Source organism: Mesorhizobium sp. M0998 (assembly GCF_040318885.1).
Taxonomy (GTDB): Bacteria; Pseudomonadota; Alphaproteobacteria; order Rhizobiales; family Rhizobiaceae; genus Mesorhizobium.
Genome location: NZ_JAMYND010000029.1, coordinates 1 through 15,284, shown reverse-complemented (window position 1 = coordinate 15,284; position 15,284 = coordinate 1). Strand labels below are relative to the sequence as shown.

12 protein-coding genes and 1 pseudogene are annotated in these 15,284 nt (G+C 62.5%); 10 read left to right on the top strand and 3 right to left on the bottom strand.

From position 1 onward, the window contains the following. Positions 1-4 precede the first annotated feature (4 nt). Together NKH59_RS24025 and NKH59_RS24020 are read left to right on the top strand one after the other, a co-directional pair. Positions 5-1,162 carry an ABC transporter permease gene (locus tag NKH59_RS24025; protein ID WP_352473527.1) on the top strand — a complete coding sequence of 386 codons (1,158 nt, stop codon included), beginning with the start codon at positions 5-7 and terminating at the stop codon, positions 1,160-1,162. 79 nt (positions 1,163-1,241) lie between these two features. Beyond that, positions 1,242-3,650, top strand: coding sequence for a dipeptide ABC transporter ATP-binding protein (locus tag NKH59_RS24020; protein ID WP_352542435.1), 2,409 nt, complete (start codon positions 1,242-1,244; stop codon positions 3,648-3,650). Between the two features lie 14 nt (positions 3,651-3,664). Here NKH59_RS24020 and NKH59_RS24015 read toward each other — a convergent pair whose 3' ends face one another. Continuing rightward, positions 3,665-4,255 carry a transglycosylase SLT domain-containing protein gene (locus NKH59_RS24015; RefSeq protein WP_352453201.1) on the bottom strand — a complete coding sequence of 197 codons (591 nt, stop codon included), beginning with the start codon at positions 4,253-4,255 and terminating at the stop codon, positions 3,665-3,667. Positions 4,256-4,472: 217 nt separating this feature from the next. Between NKH59_RS24015 and NKH59_RS24010 the strand changes: the two genes are divergently transcribed. The 3 genes from NKH59_RS24010 to NKH59_RS24000 all read left to right on the top strand — a co-directional run bounded on the left by NKH59_RS24010 (position 4,473) and on the right by NKH59_RS24000 (position 9,492). Next, a complete protein-coding gene (locus tag NKH59_RS24010; protein WP_352542434.1) occupies positions 4,473-6,011 on the top strand; it encodes a trimethylamine methyltransferase family protein in 1,539 nt (512 codons plus the stop codon). 81 nt (positions 6,012-6,092) lie between these two features. Beyond that, complete coding sequence (locus NKH59_RS24005) at positions 6,093-8,534, top strand: GcvT family protein (protein WP_352542433.1); 2,442 nt, start codon at positions 6,093-6,095, stop codon at positions 8,532-8,534. Between the two features lie 151 nt (positions 8,535-8,685). After that, the gene (locus NKH59_RS24000) at positions 8,686-9,492 is read left to right on the top strand and encodes a class I SAM-dependent methyltransferase (RefSeq protein ID WP_352542432.1); all 807 of its coding nucleotides are present in this window, start codon (positions 8,686-8,688) and stop codon (positions 9,490-9,492) included. Between the two features lie 20 nt (positions 9,493-9,512). Here the strand turns inward: NKH59_RS24000 and NKH59_RS23995 are convergent, their stop codons facing one another. Together NKH59_RS23995 and NKH59_RS23990 are read right to left on the bottom strand one after the other, a co-directional pair. Beyond that, entirely contained in the window at positions 9,513-9,905 is a 393-nt protein-coding gene (locus NKH59_RS23995; protein WP_352542431.1) for a DoxX family protein, read from the bottom strand. Between the two features lie 157 nt (positions 9,906-10,062). After that, entirely contained in the window at positions 10,063-10,839 is a 777-nt protein-coding gene (locus NKH59_RS23990) for a VOC family protein (RefSeq protein WP_352542430.1), read from the bottom strand. A 173-nt stretch (positions 10,840-11,012) separates the two neighbouring features. Between NKH59_RS23990 and NKH59_RS23985 the strand changes: the two are divergent. The 5 genes and pseudogenes from NKH59_RS23985 to NKH59_RS23965 all read left to right on the top strand — a co-directional run. Beyond that, positions 11,013-11,135: pseudogene (locus tag NKH59_RS23985) on the top strand (gamma-glutamylcyclotransferase); the annotation flags it as partial. Positions 11,136-11,350: 215 nt separating this feature from the next. Further along, a complete protein-coding gene (locus NKH59_RS23980; RefSeq protein ID WP_352473535.1) occupies positions 11,351-12,715 on the top strand; it encodes an NAD(P)-dependent oxidoreductase in 1,365 nt (454 codons plus the stop codon). A 2-nt stretch (positions 12,716-12,717) separates the two neighbouring features. Further along, positions 12,718-14,031 (top strand): NAD-dependent dihydropyrimidine dehydrogenase subunit PreA, encoded by a 1,314-nt coding sequence (preA, locus tag NKH59_RS23975; RefSeq protein ID WP_352542429.1) that lies wholly within the window; start codon positions 12,718-12,720, stop codon positions 14,029-14,031. A gap of 100 nt (positions 14,032-14,131) precedes the next feature. After that, positions 14,132-14,650: an RrF2 family transcriptional regulator gene (locus tag NKH59_RS23970; RefSeq protein WP_353023290.1), complete on the top strand. Its 519-nt coding sequence runs from the start codon at positions 14,132-14,134 to the stop codon at positions 14,648-14,650. A 13-nt stretch (positions 14,651-14,663) separates the two neighbouring features. Then, a complete protein-coding gene (locus tag NKH59_RS23965) occupies positions 14,664-15,122 on the top strand; it encodes a carboxymuconolactone decarboxylase family protein (RefSeq protein ID WP_352505556.1) in 459 nt (152 codons plus the stop codon). The last annotated feature ends 162 nt before the right edge of the window (positions 15,123-15,284 follow it).

Below are 15,284 nucleotides of genomic sequence, written 5' to 3'. Positions count from 1 at the left end.
GCGGATGCAGGTCGAATATCTCAGCGCCTTCAACGTCGTACTCGGCGTGCTTGCCCGCTTCTGGCCGGTCTGGATCGCTCTCGCCCTGGTGATGGGGGCGAGCTTCGGCTACAAGAAGAAGCTAGGGCTTTACGGCCAGCTTTTCGACAGCGGCGTCGGCATCGTCGGCGTCGGCATCTGCCTGTTCTGGCTGTTTACGGCGATCTTCGCGTCGACCATCTCGCCCTTCGATCCGCTCGCCCAAGTGCCGATCATGAAGGACGCGCTGCCGGGCGCAATCGAGCCGGCGTCGAAACTTGTATACTATTTCGGCGGCGACAAGCTCGCCCGGGACGTGTTCTCCCGCATGGTCTATGGCAGCCAGATCGTGCTGATCATCGCGCCGGCGGCGACCGGTTTTGCGCTGATGGTCGGCATTACGCTCGGCCTGCCGGCCGGCTATTATGGCGGCAAGATCGATACGGTGCTGTCCTTCCTCGCCAACCTTGTGCTGGCCTTCCCGGTGATCCTCCTGTTTTACCTGCTGGTGACGCCGGGTATCATGGACACGCCGATCCCCTACGCGATGGCAGGGCTGTTCTTCCTGTTTCCGATCATCTTCTTCAGTGTGCTGTTCTGGACGCGCTACAAGAACCGCCCCGACCGCCTCTATATCCTGCTTGGCCTGACGTTGGTACTTGGCGGCTGGATCTATGCAGGCCTTGTCTTCGATGCCGATCCGTTCAAGATCATCCACATCGATCCCAACCAGCTCAACATCTTCGTGGCGGTGGTGTTCGCCTCCAGCCCCGGCGTGTTCCGCATCGTGCGCGGCCTGGTCATGGATATCAAAACGCGCGACTATGTTGCGGCGGCACAAACGCGCGGTGAATCGCCCTGGTACATCATGCTGTGGGAGATATTGCCCAATGCGCGCGGGCCGCTTATCGTCGACGCCTGCCTGCGCATCGGCTACACCACGATCCTGCTCGGTACGCTCGGCTATTTCGGGCTGGGACTGGCGCCGGAAAGCCCGGACTGGGGCACGGCGATCAAGGATGCAAGCCGGCTGCTGCGCTCCTTCATCCACCCGGCGCTGCCGCCGACGATCGCATTGATGTCGTTCGTGCTTGGCCTCAACCTCCTGGCGGATTCGCTGCGCGAACAGTCTATGAAGGATTGATGCCGGCAAAGATTGACGCCGGGAAGATCGATGCCGGGTTCGGCCCGACATGCCTGAAGAACAAGGATTGGAGCGACCCATGAATGAGGCAGTTCGAAATCCCGCCAAGCCGACGAATGGCCCGATCATCGAGATCGAGAACCTGTCGATCTCCTTCTTCACCCGCAAGGGCGAGATCCCGGCCGTCATGGATTTTTCCTGCACGGTCATGCCTGGCGAGGCGATGGGTATTGTCGGCGAATCCGGCTGCGGCAAGTCGACCGTGTCGCTTGGCATCATGCGCGACCTCTCCAACATAGGAAAGATCGTCGGCGGAAAGATCAAATTCCAGGGCAAGGACATGGGAGAATTGTCCGACGAGGAACTGCGCGCTATCCGCGGCAACAAGATCGCGATGATCTACCAGGAACCGATGGCTAGCCTGAACCCGGCGATGAAGGTCGGCCAGCAGCTGATGGAAGTGCCACTGATCCACGACAAGGTGTCGAAGGACGAAGCTTACAAACGCGCCTTGGAAATGGTGCGCGCGGTGAAGCTGCCGGATCCCGAGCGCATGATGCGTTCCTACCCGCACCAGCTTTCCGGCGGTCAGCAGCAGCGCATCGTCATTGCCATGGCGCTGCTGTCGAAGCCGGCGCTGCTTCTGCTCGACGAGCCGACGACAGCGCTCGACGTGACGGTGGAGGCCGGCATCGTCGACTTGGTCAAGGGGCTGGGCGAGAAGTTCGGCACCTCGATGATCTTCGTGTCGCACAACCTCGGCCTGATCCTGGAGACCTGCGACCGCATCACGGTGATGTATTCGGGCGAAGCGGTGGAGACCGGCAAGATCAAGGACGTCTTCGACCGGATGCGCCATCCCTACACGCAAGGCCTGTTCCGCTCGATCCCGTTGCCGGGCGCCGACAAGAATTCGCGGCCGCTGATATCCATCCCGGGGCAGTTGCCGCTACCGCACGAGCGGCCGAAGGGCTGCAATTTCGGCCCGCGCTGCCACCATTTCGTCGAGGGCGTCTGCAACGCCGCCGAAATTCCGATGATCGCGGTCGAAGGCCATGACGGGCATTTCTCGCGCTGTGTGCGCTTCAACGAGATCGACTGGGAGGCGCTGCCACCCGGCGCCAAGAAGGTCAACGAGCGGGTGGTGCCCGGTGCGCCGGTGCTCCAGATCGAAGACCTCCGGAAGTACTACAAGGTCGGCGGCAGCGAAGTGTTCGGCTCGAGCGAGGGCCGTGTCGTCAAGGCCAACGAGACGATCTCGTTCATGGCGCGCGAATCCGAGACCGTCGCTATCGTCGGCGAATCCGGCTGCGGAAAATCGACCCTGGCCAAGGTGCTGCTCGGCCTCGAAACGGCAAGCTCCGGCCGCGTCAAGCTCGGCAACAAGGAGATTCAGTCGACCGGGATCGAGAAGCGCAGCGTCGACACGGTGTCATCGATCCAGATGGTGTTCCAAAATCCGTTCGACACGCTCAATCCCAGCCATTCGGTCGGTTCGCAGATCATCCGTACGCTGGAAAAGTTCAACGTCGGCGACACGGTGGCCGACCGCCGCAAGCGAATGCTGGAATTGCTCGACCTGGTGAAGCTGCCGAGGGCGTTCGAGTCGCGCAAGCCGCGCCAGCTTTCAGGCGGCCAGAAACAGCGCATCGGCGTTGCGCGTGCCTTTGCCGGCGACGCCAAGGTGGTGGTGGCCGACGAGCCGGTCTCGGCACTGGATGTGTCGGTCCAGGCCGCGGTGACCGAGCTCTTGATGGATATCCAGCGCAAGAACAAGACGACGATGCTGTTCATCAGCCACGATCTGTCGGTGGTGCGCTACATCGCCGACCGCGTCGTCGTCATGTATCTCGGCTATATCGTTGAGCAAGGCACGACCGACCAGATATTCGCGCCGCCCTATCACCCCTATACCGAGGCATTGCTGTCGGCGATCCCGATCGCCGACACAAGCGTGGTCAAGAAGCACATCGTGCTGGAGGGCGACATCCCTTCGGCGATGAACCCGCCGTCCGGCTGTCCGTTCCAGACGCGCTGCGGCTACAAGAAACTGGTGCCGGACAACCTTTGCGAAACCAAGGTGCCGCCAGTCAAAAATCTCGGCGACGGCCATATGAGCCTGTGCTGGCTGTCCGACGACGTGCTGGCGAAAATGGAGCCGGTGATCAAATTCGACAAGGAGCACGCCGCAAATGAGGGCGTGCCGGATGATGCAAACCACGGTGTTGGCCCGGGCTTTGCCGGAGATCCGCCCAAGCGCCCGCATGGAAAGACTGGCAGCGTTGAAGCCGATGCCGAGGGCCAGGCAGTGGAGAATGCCGAAGCGGTCGCCAAAGCCCGCCGTCACGAGGTTCGCGACGAGGTTTCAGAGACCGGCACCTCAAGCTCTGCCGGCAGCCAGGTGGCACCAATCATGCCGCCGACTGTCGGCGACGGCCGACAGGCCGAGGACGCCACGCGCAAGCCGCGCAAACCCAAGGGCGGCTGAGAGCCGTTAATAGGCTAGGGCGCGCATTGCCGTAGCTGCGCGGCGTAGTCCTGCGCCATCTGTTCGGTGGCATGCGCATAGCGCTGCACGTCGGCGTCGCCGCGACTGCCGCGCTTGTAGGCATTCCAGCCGAGATAGTAGGCGAGATACAGATTGTAGGTGTCGTTGCGGGCGACGCCGAGCGTGTCGGCGGTCTTGGAATGATACCAGCCGACGAAATCGACGGCATCGGCAAACCTGGTGCGGCGCGCCGCCCAGCTTCCGGTCTCGTTCTGGTATTGCGCCCAGGTGCCGTCGAGCGCCTGCGAGAAGCCGGTGGCGCTGGAGATATGTTTCCAGGGAATGAAGCCCAGCAGCTTGGTGCGCGGCGGCCTGGCGTTGCTCTTGAAGCCGGATTCCTTGCGCACCGTCGCCATCAGCACGGGAACCGGCACACCGTATTTCTGCTCGGTTCGTTGTGCCGCCGCCTGCCAATTGTCGAACCAGCCGTCATTCTGGTCGAAAACGGCGCACACATCGTTGATATGGTTCGGTGGCGTCGCGCAGGCCGAAAGCGCCAGCGGCGCGGCAATCGCTATAATTTTGCTAAAACTCGACCTACGCATTGGAAGAGCATTAGGCCGAAAACATAAAAGGAATCTTGCTGCGTTCCTTAACGGCTCATCGGCCGCTTTGCCTGACGCGGAACAAGTATAACCATTCCGACGTTTGTTGTCGCTTTTGCCGATGTGAAATTCCCGGAATGCCGCCTTGGCTAAAATCACGCCGCAGGTGGCGGATTCTTGACAGCTCGATCCTCGTGCCGGCGCTTTGATGCGCGGCATGAGCGAACCAAGACGCAAGCGCGGCGCCGAGCGAACCAGCAACAGGGGACCGACCGCCATCCCGCAACTGCCGTTGCGCCGCGTCACCAATCCCTATCCGCCAATGGCGATGCTCTCGGCCGACCAGATCGAGGCGATCCACCAGGCGTCGATGCATATCCTGGAGAATTTCGGCATCGAGGTGATGAGCCCGCGGGCGCTGTCGCTGTTCGACAAGGCCGGGGCCAAGGTCGATCATGCCACGATGAACGTCCGCATCGATCGCGGCATGATCGAGGAAGCGCTGAAGACGACGCAGTCCAGTTATACGCTGACGCCGCGCAATCCCGCCCATGCCGTCCACCTCGGCGGCAATACCATCAACTTCACGCTCGTCGCCGGGCCGCCGAATGTGCACGACATGGAGCGCGGCCGCCGTGCCGGCAATTTGCGCGATTATTCCGAGCTCGTCCGGCTGGCGCAGCATTTCAACTGCATCCACATGCTAGGCAACCAGGTCTGCGCGCCGGTAGAATTGCCGGCGAATTCCCGTCATCTCGACACCTATTTCGCCAATCTGACACTGACCGACAAAAGCTTTCACGTCTCGGCCATCGGCCGCGGCAGGGCGCTCGACGGCATCGAAATGATGGCAATCGCGCGCGGACTGACGCTTGACGGGATGCGCCACGATCCCGGCGTCACCACGATCATTTCGGTCAATTCGCCGCGCCGCTTCGACGAGATGATGGCCGAGGGGCTGATGACGATGGCCGAGTTCGGCCAGTCGGTGGCGGTAACGCCATTCACGCTGATGGGAGCGATGAGCCCGGTGACGCTTGCCGGCGCGCTCGCCCAGCAGAATGCCGAGGCGCTGTTCGGCGTGGTGCTGACGCAGCTCGTCCGCCCCGGCGCGCCGGTGATGTATGGCGCCTTCACCTCCAATGTCGATATGAAATCGGGAGCGCCGGCGTTCGGCACGCCTGAAAACACCAAGGCGAATATCGCGTCCGGACAGTTGGCGCGGCGTTACAACCTGCCTTATCGCACAACGCCGGGCTCGGCTTCCAATGCCGCCGACGCGCAAGGCGCCTATGAGACGCTGATGGCGCTGTGGGGCGCGGTGCTCGGCCATGGCAACCTCGTCTACCATGCCGCCGGCTGGCAAGAGGGCGGACTGACAGCGTCGTTCGAAAAGTTCATCATCGACGTCGAGATGATCCAGCACATGATGGAGTTTTTGCGCCCGATCGAGGTCAACGAGGCCGAGCTTGCCGTCGAGGCTCTGGGTGCGGTTCCGACCGGCGGCCACTTCTTCGGCGAGCCGCACACGCTGGAGCGCTACGCCACGGCCTTCTATCAGCCGATGCTGTCCAACTGGCAGAATTTCGAGGCTTGGCAGGAAGCTGGTGGGCTAGACGCCACGGCGCGAGCGACGAGGCTGTGGAAGAAGGCGCTGGAGGACTATGTCGAGCCGGTGATGGAAATCTCCAGACGCGAGGCGCTTGAGGCGTACGTGGCCAAGCGCAAGGAAGCGATCGGGGCGGGCGAGCCTTAAGCCGCTCGTCTTGTTCGACTTCATTCTCTTCTCCTCCAGAATCATGAAACCCATCCAACTCTTTGAAACGACGAGAATCCCATGAAATCGCATGCAAAGGTCGTGGTTATCGGCGGTGGCGTTGTCGGGTGCTCCGTGCTGTTCCATCTGGCCCGGCACGGCTGGACAGACATCGTGCTTCTGGAGCGCGATGAATTAACCTCCGGCTCGACCTGGCACGCCGCAGGCGGCATGCACACGATCAATGGCGATCCCAATGTCGCCAAGCTGCAGAAATACACAATCTCGCTCTACAAGGAGATCGAGGAACTGTCCGGCCAGGCGACCGGCGTGCATTTGACTGGCGGCGTCTTGCTGGCAGCGACGGAGGCGCGGCTCGACTGGCTGCGCGGCGTCGTCGCCAAGGGCCGCTATCTCGGCATCGAGCTCGAGGAGATATCGCCTGATGAGGCGGCCGAGCTGATGCCGTTGCTCGATCCCAAGCAGTTCGTCGGTGCCGTGCGCAACAAGGAGGACGGTCATCTCGACCCGTCCGGCGTTACCCACGCCTACGCCAAGGCGGCGAGGAAGCTTGGTGCCGAGGTCGAGCGTTTCACCAAGGTCGAGGACATTGTGCGGCGCGCCGACGGGTTGTGGCGCGTCATCACCAACAAGGGCGAGGTTGTGGCCGAACATGTCGTCAATGCCGGCGGCCTGTGGGCGCGTGAGGTCGGCCGCATGGTCGGGCTGGAGCTGCCGGTGCTGGCGATGGAGCACATGTACCTGATCACCGAGGACATGCCGGAGGTCGCCGCCTGGAACCAGAAGACCGGCACGGAGATCATCCATGCGGTCGACTTCGACGGCGAGCTCTATCTGCGCCAGGAACGCGGCGGCATGCTGATGGGCACTTATGAAAAGGCCAACAAGCCATGGTCCGAATTCCAGACGCCATGGAATTTCGGCCACGAACTGCTGGAGCCCGATATCGACCGCATCGCACCGTCGCTGGAGGTTGGCTTCCGGCATTTCCCGGCGTTCCAGAACACCGGCATCAAGCAGATCATCAACGGACCCTTCACCTTCGCGCCGGACGGCAATCCGCTGGTCGGGCCGGTGCGCAGCCTGCCGGGGTTCTGGGTGGCCTGTGGTGTCATGGCGGGGTTCTCGCAGGGCGGCGGCGTCGGCCTGGCGCTGTCGAACTGGATGATCGAGGGCGATCCCGGCGCCGACATCTGGGCGATGGATGTGTCACGCTACGGTGACTGGGCCACGATGGCCTATACCAACGCCAAGGTGCGCGAGAATTATTCGCGGCGGTTTTCGATCCGCTTCCCGAACGAGGAGTTGCCGGCTGGGCGACCGCTCAAGACGACGCCGGTCTATGATCTGTTGTCGGCCGAGGGCGCGCAATGGGGCGTCGCCTATGGGCTGGAAGTGCCGCTGTGGTATGCGCCCGAAGGGGTCAAGGACGAATTCTCCTGGTGCCGCTCGAGCGACTTCGAGCATGTCGCTAAAGAAGTGGAGACGGTTCGGCAACGCGTTGGTCTGTCGGAAATCTCGTCATTCGCCAAATACAGAGTCACCGGTGAGGGCGCAGCAACCTGGCTCGACAGTATGCTCGCGTGCAAATTGCCAAGGCCCGGCCGCATGACGCTGGCGCCGATGCTGAAGGAAGACGGCAGGTTGATCGGCGATTTCACGCTGGCCAATCTCGGCGGTCCAAATTCTGCAAGCAAGGATTGGTTCCTGGCCGGCAGCGGTGTCGCCGAGCAGTACCACATGCGCTGGTTCGAAGCGCATCTGCCGAAGGACGGCTCTGTTAGCATCGAGGCGCTGGGAGCAAAACTCACCGGCCTGTCGATCGCCGGGCCGAGCGCGCGGAACCTTCTTGAAAAGGTCACACGATCTGATGTGTCGAATACGGCCTTTCCGTTCATGGCCATCAGCAGGATGGATATCGGCATGGCGCCGTGCCTGGTCGGGCGCGTCAGCTACACCGGCGACCTCGGCTACGAAATCTGGGTGGCGCCGGAATATCAGCGTGCAGCCTATCAGGCGCTGATGGCGGCGGGCGAGGAATTCGGCATCGGCCTGTTCGGCTCGCGCGCGCTCAATGCGCTGCGGCTCGAGAAGAATTACGGCTCATGGGCGCGCGAATACCGGCCGATCTATGGGCCGCTGGAGGCCGGCCTCGACCGCTTCGTCGCGTATGGCAAAGAGGCCGATTTCATCGGCAAGCAGGCAGCGCTGGCGGAGCGCAAGCAAGGCGGCAGACTGCGGCTGCGGGCCTTTGTCGTCGATGCTGCCGATGCCGACGTCATCGGCGACGAGCCAATCTGGTATGGCGGTGCCGTGCGCGGCTGGGTCACGTCAGGCGGCTACGCACATCATTCAAAAAAATCCGTCGCCATGGGTTATGTGCCGAAAGAGATCGCCGATGAGGCCAACGGTTTCGAGATCGAGCTATTGGGCAAGCGTTACGCCGCACGCATGCAGCAGACACCGCTGTTCGACGCCAATTTCGAGCGGATGCGCGGTTGAGGAACCGAGTGGCATAGCGAAGTCGCCGTGCCGGTGGCACGATGAAAGGGGGAGGACGATTTCGCGATAGTGAAAATTCTTTCGCGCGGTGACCTTTGGTTTTATTGTCGAGCTGCGGCGGAAGGCTGGGCAATTGCTTCGGAGGTCCACCATGCCCGACGTGTATGCGCAGATCACAACCGCTGATCCGGCTGTTGTCGCGGTTCTTATCAACGCGATGGAGTTGCGGGCCGCAGACCCGCGCCAGAAGGCAATTCGCCACTCGTTTTTCTCCTCGATCGATTTTCCGGAAAGGGCACGCGTCCTCGAAGGCGGCTGCGGCTCGGGACCGATCAGTCGCGAGCTTGCGCGCTGGCCGGGGGTGAACGAGGTTGTTGGGCTCGATCCGTCGCCGATATTTCTGGCGAAGGCGCGCGAGCTTGCCGCGGATATCCCCAACCTGAACTTCGTCGAAGGGGATGCCAGGTCGCTGCCGCACGAGGACAACTCGTTCGATGTGGTCATCTTCCATACCTGCCTGACCCATGTGCCCGGTCCCGAAAAGGCCCTGACGGAATCGTTGCGCGTGCTTCGCCCAGGCGGCTGCCTGGCGATCTTCGACGGCGATTACGCGACGACGACGGTCGCCATCGGCGATCATGATCCGCTGCAGGATTGCGTGGATGCCGCAATGGCGGCGCTGGTGAATGACCGCTGGCTGACGCGCCGGCTGCCGCTGCTGGCGAAATCGGCGGGCTTTGTCGTCGAAAAATTCGACAGCTACGGCTACGCCCAAATTGCCGCGCCCGACTACATGCTGACTCTGGTCGATCGCGGCGCCGATATTCTGGCCGGCTGGAAGCGACTCGACAAGGCGCTTGGCGACGGGCTGAAGCACGAGGCGCGCCGGCGTGTCGAAGCCGGAGAGTTCTTCGGGTTCATCGCCTTCGCGGGCCTGATTGCGCGCAAGTCGGGCTGAGCGCGCGCTGATCCGCCCGGCTACGATGTTTTGCGGTTGTCCAGTGCCAGGGCGCCGGGGCCGGCGAATACCAGATAGAAGAAGATGAAGCAGAAGGAGATCGCGGCATCGCCGCCATTGTTGACCGGGAAGAAGCTCTGCGGCATGTGCGCCATGAAATAGGCGATCGCCATCTCGCCGCTGAGAAGGAATGCCACCGGCCTGGTGAAAAGCCCCAATACCAGCAGGATGCCGCCTCCGAATTCCAGGATGGCCGCGGTCAGCGATAGCCCGCTCATGGTGCCGGCATGGTCGCTGACGGGGAAATTGAACAGTTTCTGGGTGCCGTGCTCAATGAACTGCAGCGCCGTCATGATGCGCAAGGCGGCAAGGGCGAACGGTTGATATTCGGCGAGGCCTTCGAAAAGCTTCATCTACGACTCCATTTTTCACCTAGCCCGGCCATAGGTCATCGCCAAAGGCCGGACCATTCACATAGTCCGGCCTGCATTCAACTGTCGGTGAGTGAGTCGTGAGGCGTGCTGCAGCCTTGGGGCCGCACGATGGCGGCCCCGCAATTGGCGCGGCCTGTTACCGCGTCGGTGCCATTAGCGCGAAATGGGCGCCTTGCGGATCCGTGCACTGTACGATCCAGCTGCCGCCGGGGACCTCCATCGGACCCATCAGGATCTTGCCGCCATTGTCGGTGACGCGCTTGGCTGCCGCGTCGATGCCGGGCACGTTGAAATAGAACTGCCAGACCGGCGTCGGGATCTGCTCGGGCTTGTTCATCATGCCGCCAACGGGCTCGCCGCCGAAGGCGAAAAGCTGGTAGACGCCCATCGGACCCATATCCATGGCGTCGCCCTTCTCCCAGCCGAACTGGCTGGAATAGAAATCGAACGCCGCCTTCCAGTCTGACGTGTAGAGCTCATGCCAGCCGATGTTGCCGGGGGTCGCCAACGGTAGCGGCGGCTGGTCGGGGCCGCTGGGCTGCAGGAAGTTGAACATCGCGCCTTGCGGGTCTGCAACGACGGCGAAGCGGCCGACGCCAGGAATGTCGTCGGGCTCGCGGTGAACCGCGCCACCAGCCTTCTTGAGGGAGGCCGTTGCGGCATCGATGTCCCTGGTGAGGATATAACCGACCCAGGCCGGCGGCATGCCCATCTTGCGCGCGTCATCGGGCAGCGTCATCATCCCGCCGACGCCGCGCTCGCCGACATTCATGACGATATAGCGCGGCATGCCCTGGGCCCCTTCGAAAGGCTGCCCCCTCCAGCCCACCACTGAGGTGTAAAACGCCTCGGCGGCGTCGAGATCGGTGGTCATCAGCTCGTACCAGAAGAAGGGCATGGGGGACTGTGGCATTGTCGTGCTCCTTGCGGTTTGTACATCGATCATGCGCGATCCATTCTAGGACGATCTTCACGACGAAAATCCGACAGCCAACCAAAAAAGATGACGGCAAATTGGAAATGTTACCGGGTTGCGCGCCCTGCGGTTTTCGACTTTGCTCGCAGTCAACGAGGGGTTGTTGATCCATGCGCCGGATGTCGCTCACTTCCGAACTTGTCGCGCTGTGCCATCGGGAGGAGGCCGATCCCGGCCCCGATGGCAGCTGGACGCAGCTGACGGACGAAGACTTCAGGGCCCTTTGCCTTCGGTGATCAAAACCAACGCTAAGCTTACCAGGCTGACCACTCAGTCCAGCAACGGCAGTGCCGCTATGGCCAAGCTTCCCTGTCGGCGGCTTTGGTAACATGAGTAAACTTGTCATGTTTATTCGTGGCTTTTCAGCAGTTTGCACAGAAAATTGACCAATTGATAAAAAAATAAAACGTGCTAGCCTTCTCCAAAACAAGAACATGGGGAACTGACGATGCCAGAAGGCCAGTTCAAGCAAGGCATTGCCGGCGGGCGGCTTTCGCCGGGACAATATGCCGATAATTTTGCCGACCTGCACCCGCCGCTCGATCATCACGAGGCGCTGGTCGAGTCCGACCGCTGCTATTTCTGCTATGACGCGCCGTGCATGAATGCGTGTCCGACCTCGATCGACATCCCGCTGTTCATCCGCCAGATTTCGACCGGCAATCCGATCGGTTCGGCCAAGACGATTTTCGATCAGAACATTTTGGGCGGTATGTGCGCCCGCGTCTGCCCGACCGAGACGTTGTGCGAAGAGGTCTGCGTGCGGGAGGTGGCCGAAGGCAAGCCGGTGCAGATTGGTCGCCTTCAGCGCTACGCCACCGATGTCGCCATGGCCGAAAACAAGCAGTTCTACAACCGCTCCGAACCGACCGGCAAAACGGTCGCCGTGGTCGGCGCCGGACCGGCCGGGCTTGCGGCCGCGCATCGGCTTGCCCGCCACGGCCACGACGTGACCATCCTGGAAGCCCGCCCGAAGCCCGGCGGCCTCAATGAGTACGGTATCGCCGCCTATAAGAGCGTCGACAATTTTGCCCAGGCCGAAGTCGACTATGTCACGTCGATCGGCGGCATCGACATCCAGAACGGCAAGGCGCTCGGCCGTGATTACCAGCTGTCGGACCTGACCAGGAATTACGATGCGGTGTTCCTCGGCATGGGGCTTGCCGGCGTCAATGCCTTGCGAGCGGATGGCGAGGAGGCGCAAGGCGTCACCAATGCCGTCGAGTTCATTGCCGAGCTTCGTCAGGCCAGTGATCTGGCCAGCCTGCCGGTCGGCCGGCGTGTTGTCGTCATCGGCGGCGGCATGACGGCGATCGACGCGGCGGTGCAATCGAAGCTGCTCGGAGCCGAAGAGGTGACGATCTGCTATCGGCGCGGCCCGGAGCACATGAATGCCTCCGAATTCGAGCAGGATCTGGCTGCCGCCAACGGCGTCATCATCCGGCACTGGTTGCAGCCGAAGCGGGTCATTGCCGATGCCGGCAAGGTGTCGGCGATCGAGCTCGAATACACCGCGATGGACGGCGACAGGCTCGTCGGCACCGGCGAGCGGCTGACGCTCGTCGCCGATCAGGTGTTCAAGGCGATCGGCCAGAGCTTTGTCCCAGCTGCGCTCAACGGCAGCGGTGCGGAGGTCGCGCTGGAAGCCGGCCGCATCAAGGTCGACGCGGAAGGGCGCACCTCGCTGGCCAATGTCTGGGCTGGCGGCGACTGCATTTTCGGCGGCGACGACCTGACTGTTTCAGCCGTCGCGCAAGGCCGCGATGCGGCGGAGAGCATTCATCGGGCACTGACCTCGAACGGGAGGGCATGAGCATGGCAGACATCCGCAACAATTTCGTCGGCATCAAATCGCCGAACCCGTTCTGGCTGGCTTCGGCGCCGCCGACCGACAAGGCCTATAACGTCATCCGCGCCTTCAAGGCTGGCTGGGGCGGCGTTGTCTGGAAGACGCTCGGCGAAGAAGGGCCGCCGGTGGTCAACGTCAACGGGCCGCGCTACGGCGCGATCTGGGGCGCCGACCGCCGCTTGCTTGGCCTGAACAATATCGAGCTGATCACCGACCGCGACCTGCAGGTCAATCTGCGCGAGATCAAGCAGGTCAAGATGGACTGGCCCGACCGGGCGATCGTCGTCTCGCTGATGGTGCCGTGCGAGGAGCATGCCTGGAAGGCGATCCTGCCGGTGGTCGAGGAGACCGGCGCCGACGGTATCGAGCTCAATTTCGGCTGCCCGCATGGCATGTCGGAACGCGGCATGGGTGCGGCGGTCGGCCAGGTGCCGGAATACATCGAAATGGTGGTGCGCTGGTGCAAGGCCAACACCCGCATGCCTGTCATCACCAAGCTGACGCCCAACATCACCGACATACGCAAGCCGGCACGAGCTGCCCTTGCCGGCGGCACCGACGCGGTGTCGCTGATCAACACCATCAATTCGATCACCGGCGTCAATCTCGACAATTTCGCACCGGAGCCGACGATTGACGGCAAGGGTTCGCATGGCGGCTATTGCGGCCCGGCGGTGAAGCCGATCGCCATGAACATGGTGGCCGAGATCGCGCGCGACCCGGAAACGAAGGGCCTGCCGATCTCCGGTATCGGCGGCATCACCACCTGGCGCGACGCCGCCGAGTTCATGGCGCTTGGCGCCGGCAATGTGCAGGTGTGCACGGCGGCGATGACCTATGGCTTCAAGATCGTGCAGGAGATGATCGCCGGCCTGGAAAACTGGATGGACGAGAAGGGCCATGCCTCGCTCGACGACATCATTGGCCGCGCCACTCCCAACGTCACCGACTGGCAGTATCTCAACCTCAACTACGTCGCAAAGGCGCATATCGACCAGGAGGCCTGCATCAAATGCGGCCGCTGCCACATCGCCTGCGAGGACACCTCGCACCAGGCCATCACCAGCATGGTCGACGGCGTCAGGCATTTCGAGGTGATCGAGGCCGAATGCGTCGGCTGCAATCTCTGCGTCAATGTCTGCCCGGTCGAGAACTGCATCACCATGGAGCCACTGGCGGTTGGCGCGATCGATGAGCGCACTGGTAGGCCAGTGTCGCCGATCTATGCCAACTGGACGACGCATCCCAACAATCCGATGGCCAAGGTGGCGGCGGAATAGCATTTCGAAAAAAGCGGCGTCCATGGGCGCCGCTTTTTGACTTTCCTATTGCGGATAAAAGATATCCAAGATAATCTATATCCATGAACAGGAGAGCGAAATGAAGCTGGGCGAAGGCGTCGAAGCAGCCATCCACTGCGCCGCGATGCTCGCCGGCGTTGATGGCGCCGCGACCTTGCCAGGTGCTGCCATGGCCGAAGCGTTCGGGCTGTCGCCGAGCTATCTGCTTAAGCATCTCAACGCGCTGACTGCGTCCGGCATTCTGGAATCAGTGCCGGGGCCGTCCGGCGGCTACCGGCTGGCGCGGCCGGCGGAACGCATAACGCTGCTCGATATCGTGCTGGCCGTCGAGGGGCGTGAACCGGCGTTCCGCTGCGCCGAAATCCGCCAGCGCGGCCCAGCGAAGCTCAATGCCTCGGTCTATGCCAAACCCTGCGGCATCAACGTAGCCATGCTGAAGGCCGAGCGCGCCTATCGCGCCGCGCTCGCCGACGCCTGGCTGTCCGACATCGTTGCAGAATACACCGCCGATGCCGATTCCCGTTCGGTCGCCGCGAACTGCGCCTTCGTCGAGCGCCATCGGCGGCCGCAGAAATCAAGTTCAACCAAGCAAGCATGAAAGGCTACAGACGATGAAACAGAGGCTGCAATTTTTCGGCGCGGCGCCGGAGATCATGAAGGCGGTGTCAGCGCTCAACAAGGCAGTCGACGAATGCGGGCTCGAAAAAAGCCTGTTGCATCTGATCAAGCTCAGGGCGTCGCAGATCAACGGCTGCTCGTATTGCGTCGAGATGCATAGCCGCGAAGCGCGCCGCGACGGCGAAAGCGAGCAGCGGCTCTATCTCGTCTCCGCCTGGAAGGAATCGCCGCTGTTTTCAGAGCGCGAACGCGCGGCCTTGGCCTGGACCGACGCGCTGACCAGGATTGCCGACAACGGTGTGTCGGACGAACTCTATGCAAGGACGCTCGAATATTTCTCGGAAGAGGAGCTGGTCAAGCTCTCGGTTGCGCTCGGCATGATCAACACCTGGAACCGGCTTTGCGTTCCGTTTCATGCAATCCATCCGATGCCAGCAGTCTTGGCCGCCTGAGCATGGACCAGGGCTGGGGGGCGGGGGGGGGGGCGCGCGCGTCATCAACCCCAGTCGCACGGGGGCGGTGGGCGTTACCTACCAACCCCCCCGCGCCCCCGTCGTCGGGCCCCTCTCTCACCCCCCCGGGGGGGGGTGGGCGCGCGCCGCGCCTCTTTTCTG

Bases quoted from the DNA above. Each gene is read 5' to 3' on its own strand.
- preA (WP_352542429.1), top strand. From the start codon at position 12,718: ATGGCAGACATCCGCAACAATTTCGTCGGCATCAAATCGCCGAACCCG.
- NKH59_RS24025 (WP_352473527.1), top strand. From the start codon at position 5: ATGCAGGTCGAATATCTCAGCGCCTTCAACGTCGTACTCGGCGTGCTT.
- NKH59_RS24010 (WP_352542434.1), top strand. From the start codon at position 4,473: ATGAGCGAACCAAGACGCAAGCGCGGCGCCGAGCGAACCAGCAACAGG.
- NKH59_RS23980 (WP_352473535.1), top strand. From the start codon at position 11,351: ATGCCAGAAGGCCAGTTCAAGCAAGGCATTGCCGGCGGGCGGCTTTCG.
- NKH59_RS24020 (WP_352542435.1), top strand. From the start codon at position 1,242: ATGAATGAGGCAGTTCGAAATCCCGCCAAGCCGACGAATGGCCCGATC.
- NKH59_RS24005 (WP_352542433.1), top strand. From the start codon at position 6,093: ATGAAATCGCATGCAAAGGTCGTGGTTATCGGCGGTGGCGTTGTCGGG.
- NKH59_RS24015 (WP_352453201.1), bottom strand. From the start codon at position 4,255: ATGCGTAGGTCGAGTTTTAGCAAAATTATAGCGATTGCCGCGCCGCTG.
- NKH59_RS24000 (WP_352542432.1), top strand. From the start codon at position 8,686: ATGCCCGACGTGTATGCGCAGATCACAACCGCTGATCCGGCTGTTGTC.
- NKH59_RS23970 (WP_353023290.1), top strand. From the start codon at position 14,132: ATGAAGCTGGGCGAAGGCGTCGAAGCAGCCATCCACTGCGCCGCGATG.
- NKH59_RS23990 (WP_352542430.1), bottom strand. From the start codon at position 10,839: ATGCCACAGTCCCCCATGCCCTTCTTCTGGTACGAGCTGATGACCACC.
- NKH59_RS23965 (WP_352505556.1), top strand. From the start codon at position 14,664: ATGAAACAGAGGCTGCAATTTTTCGGCGCGGCGCCGGAGATCATGAAG.
- NKH59_RS23995 (WP_352542431.1), bottom strand. From the start codon at position 9,905: ATGAAGCTTTTCGAAGGCCTCGCCGAATATCAACCGTTCGCCCTTGCC.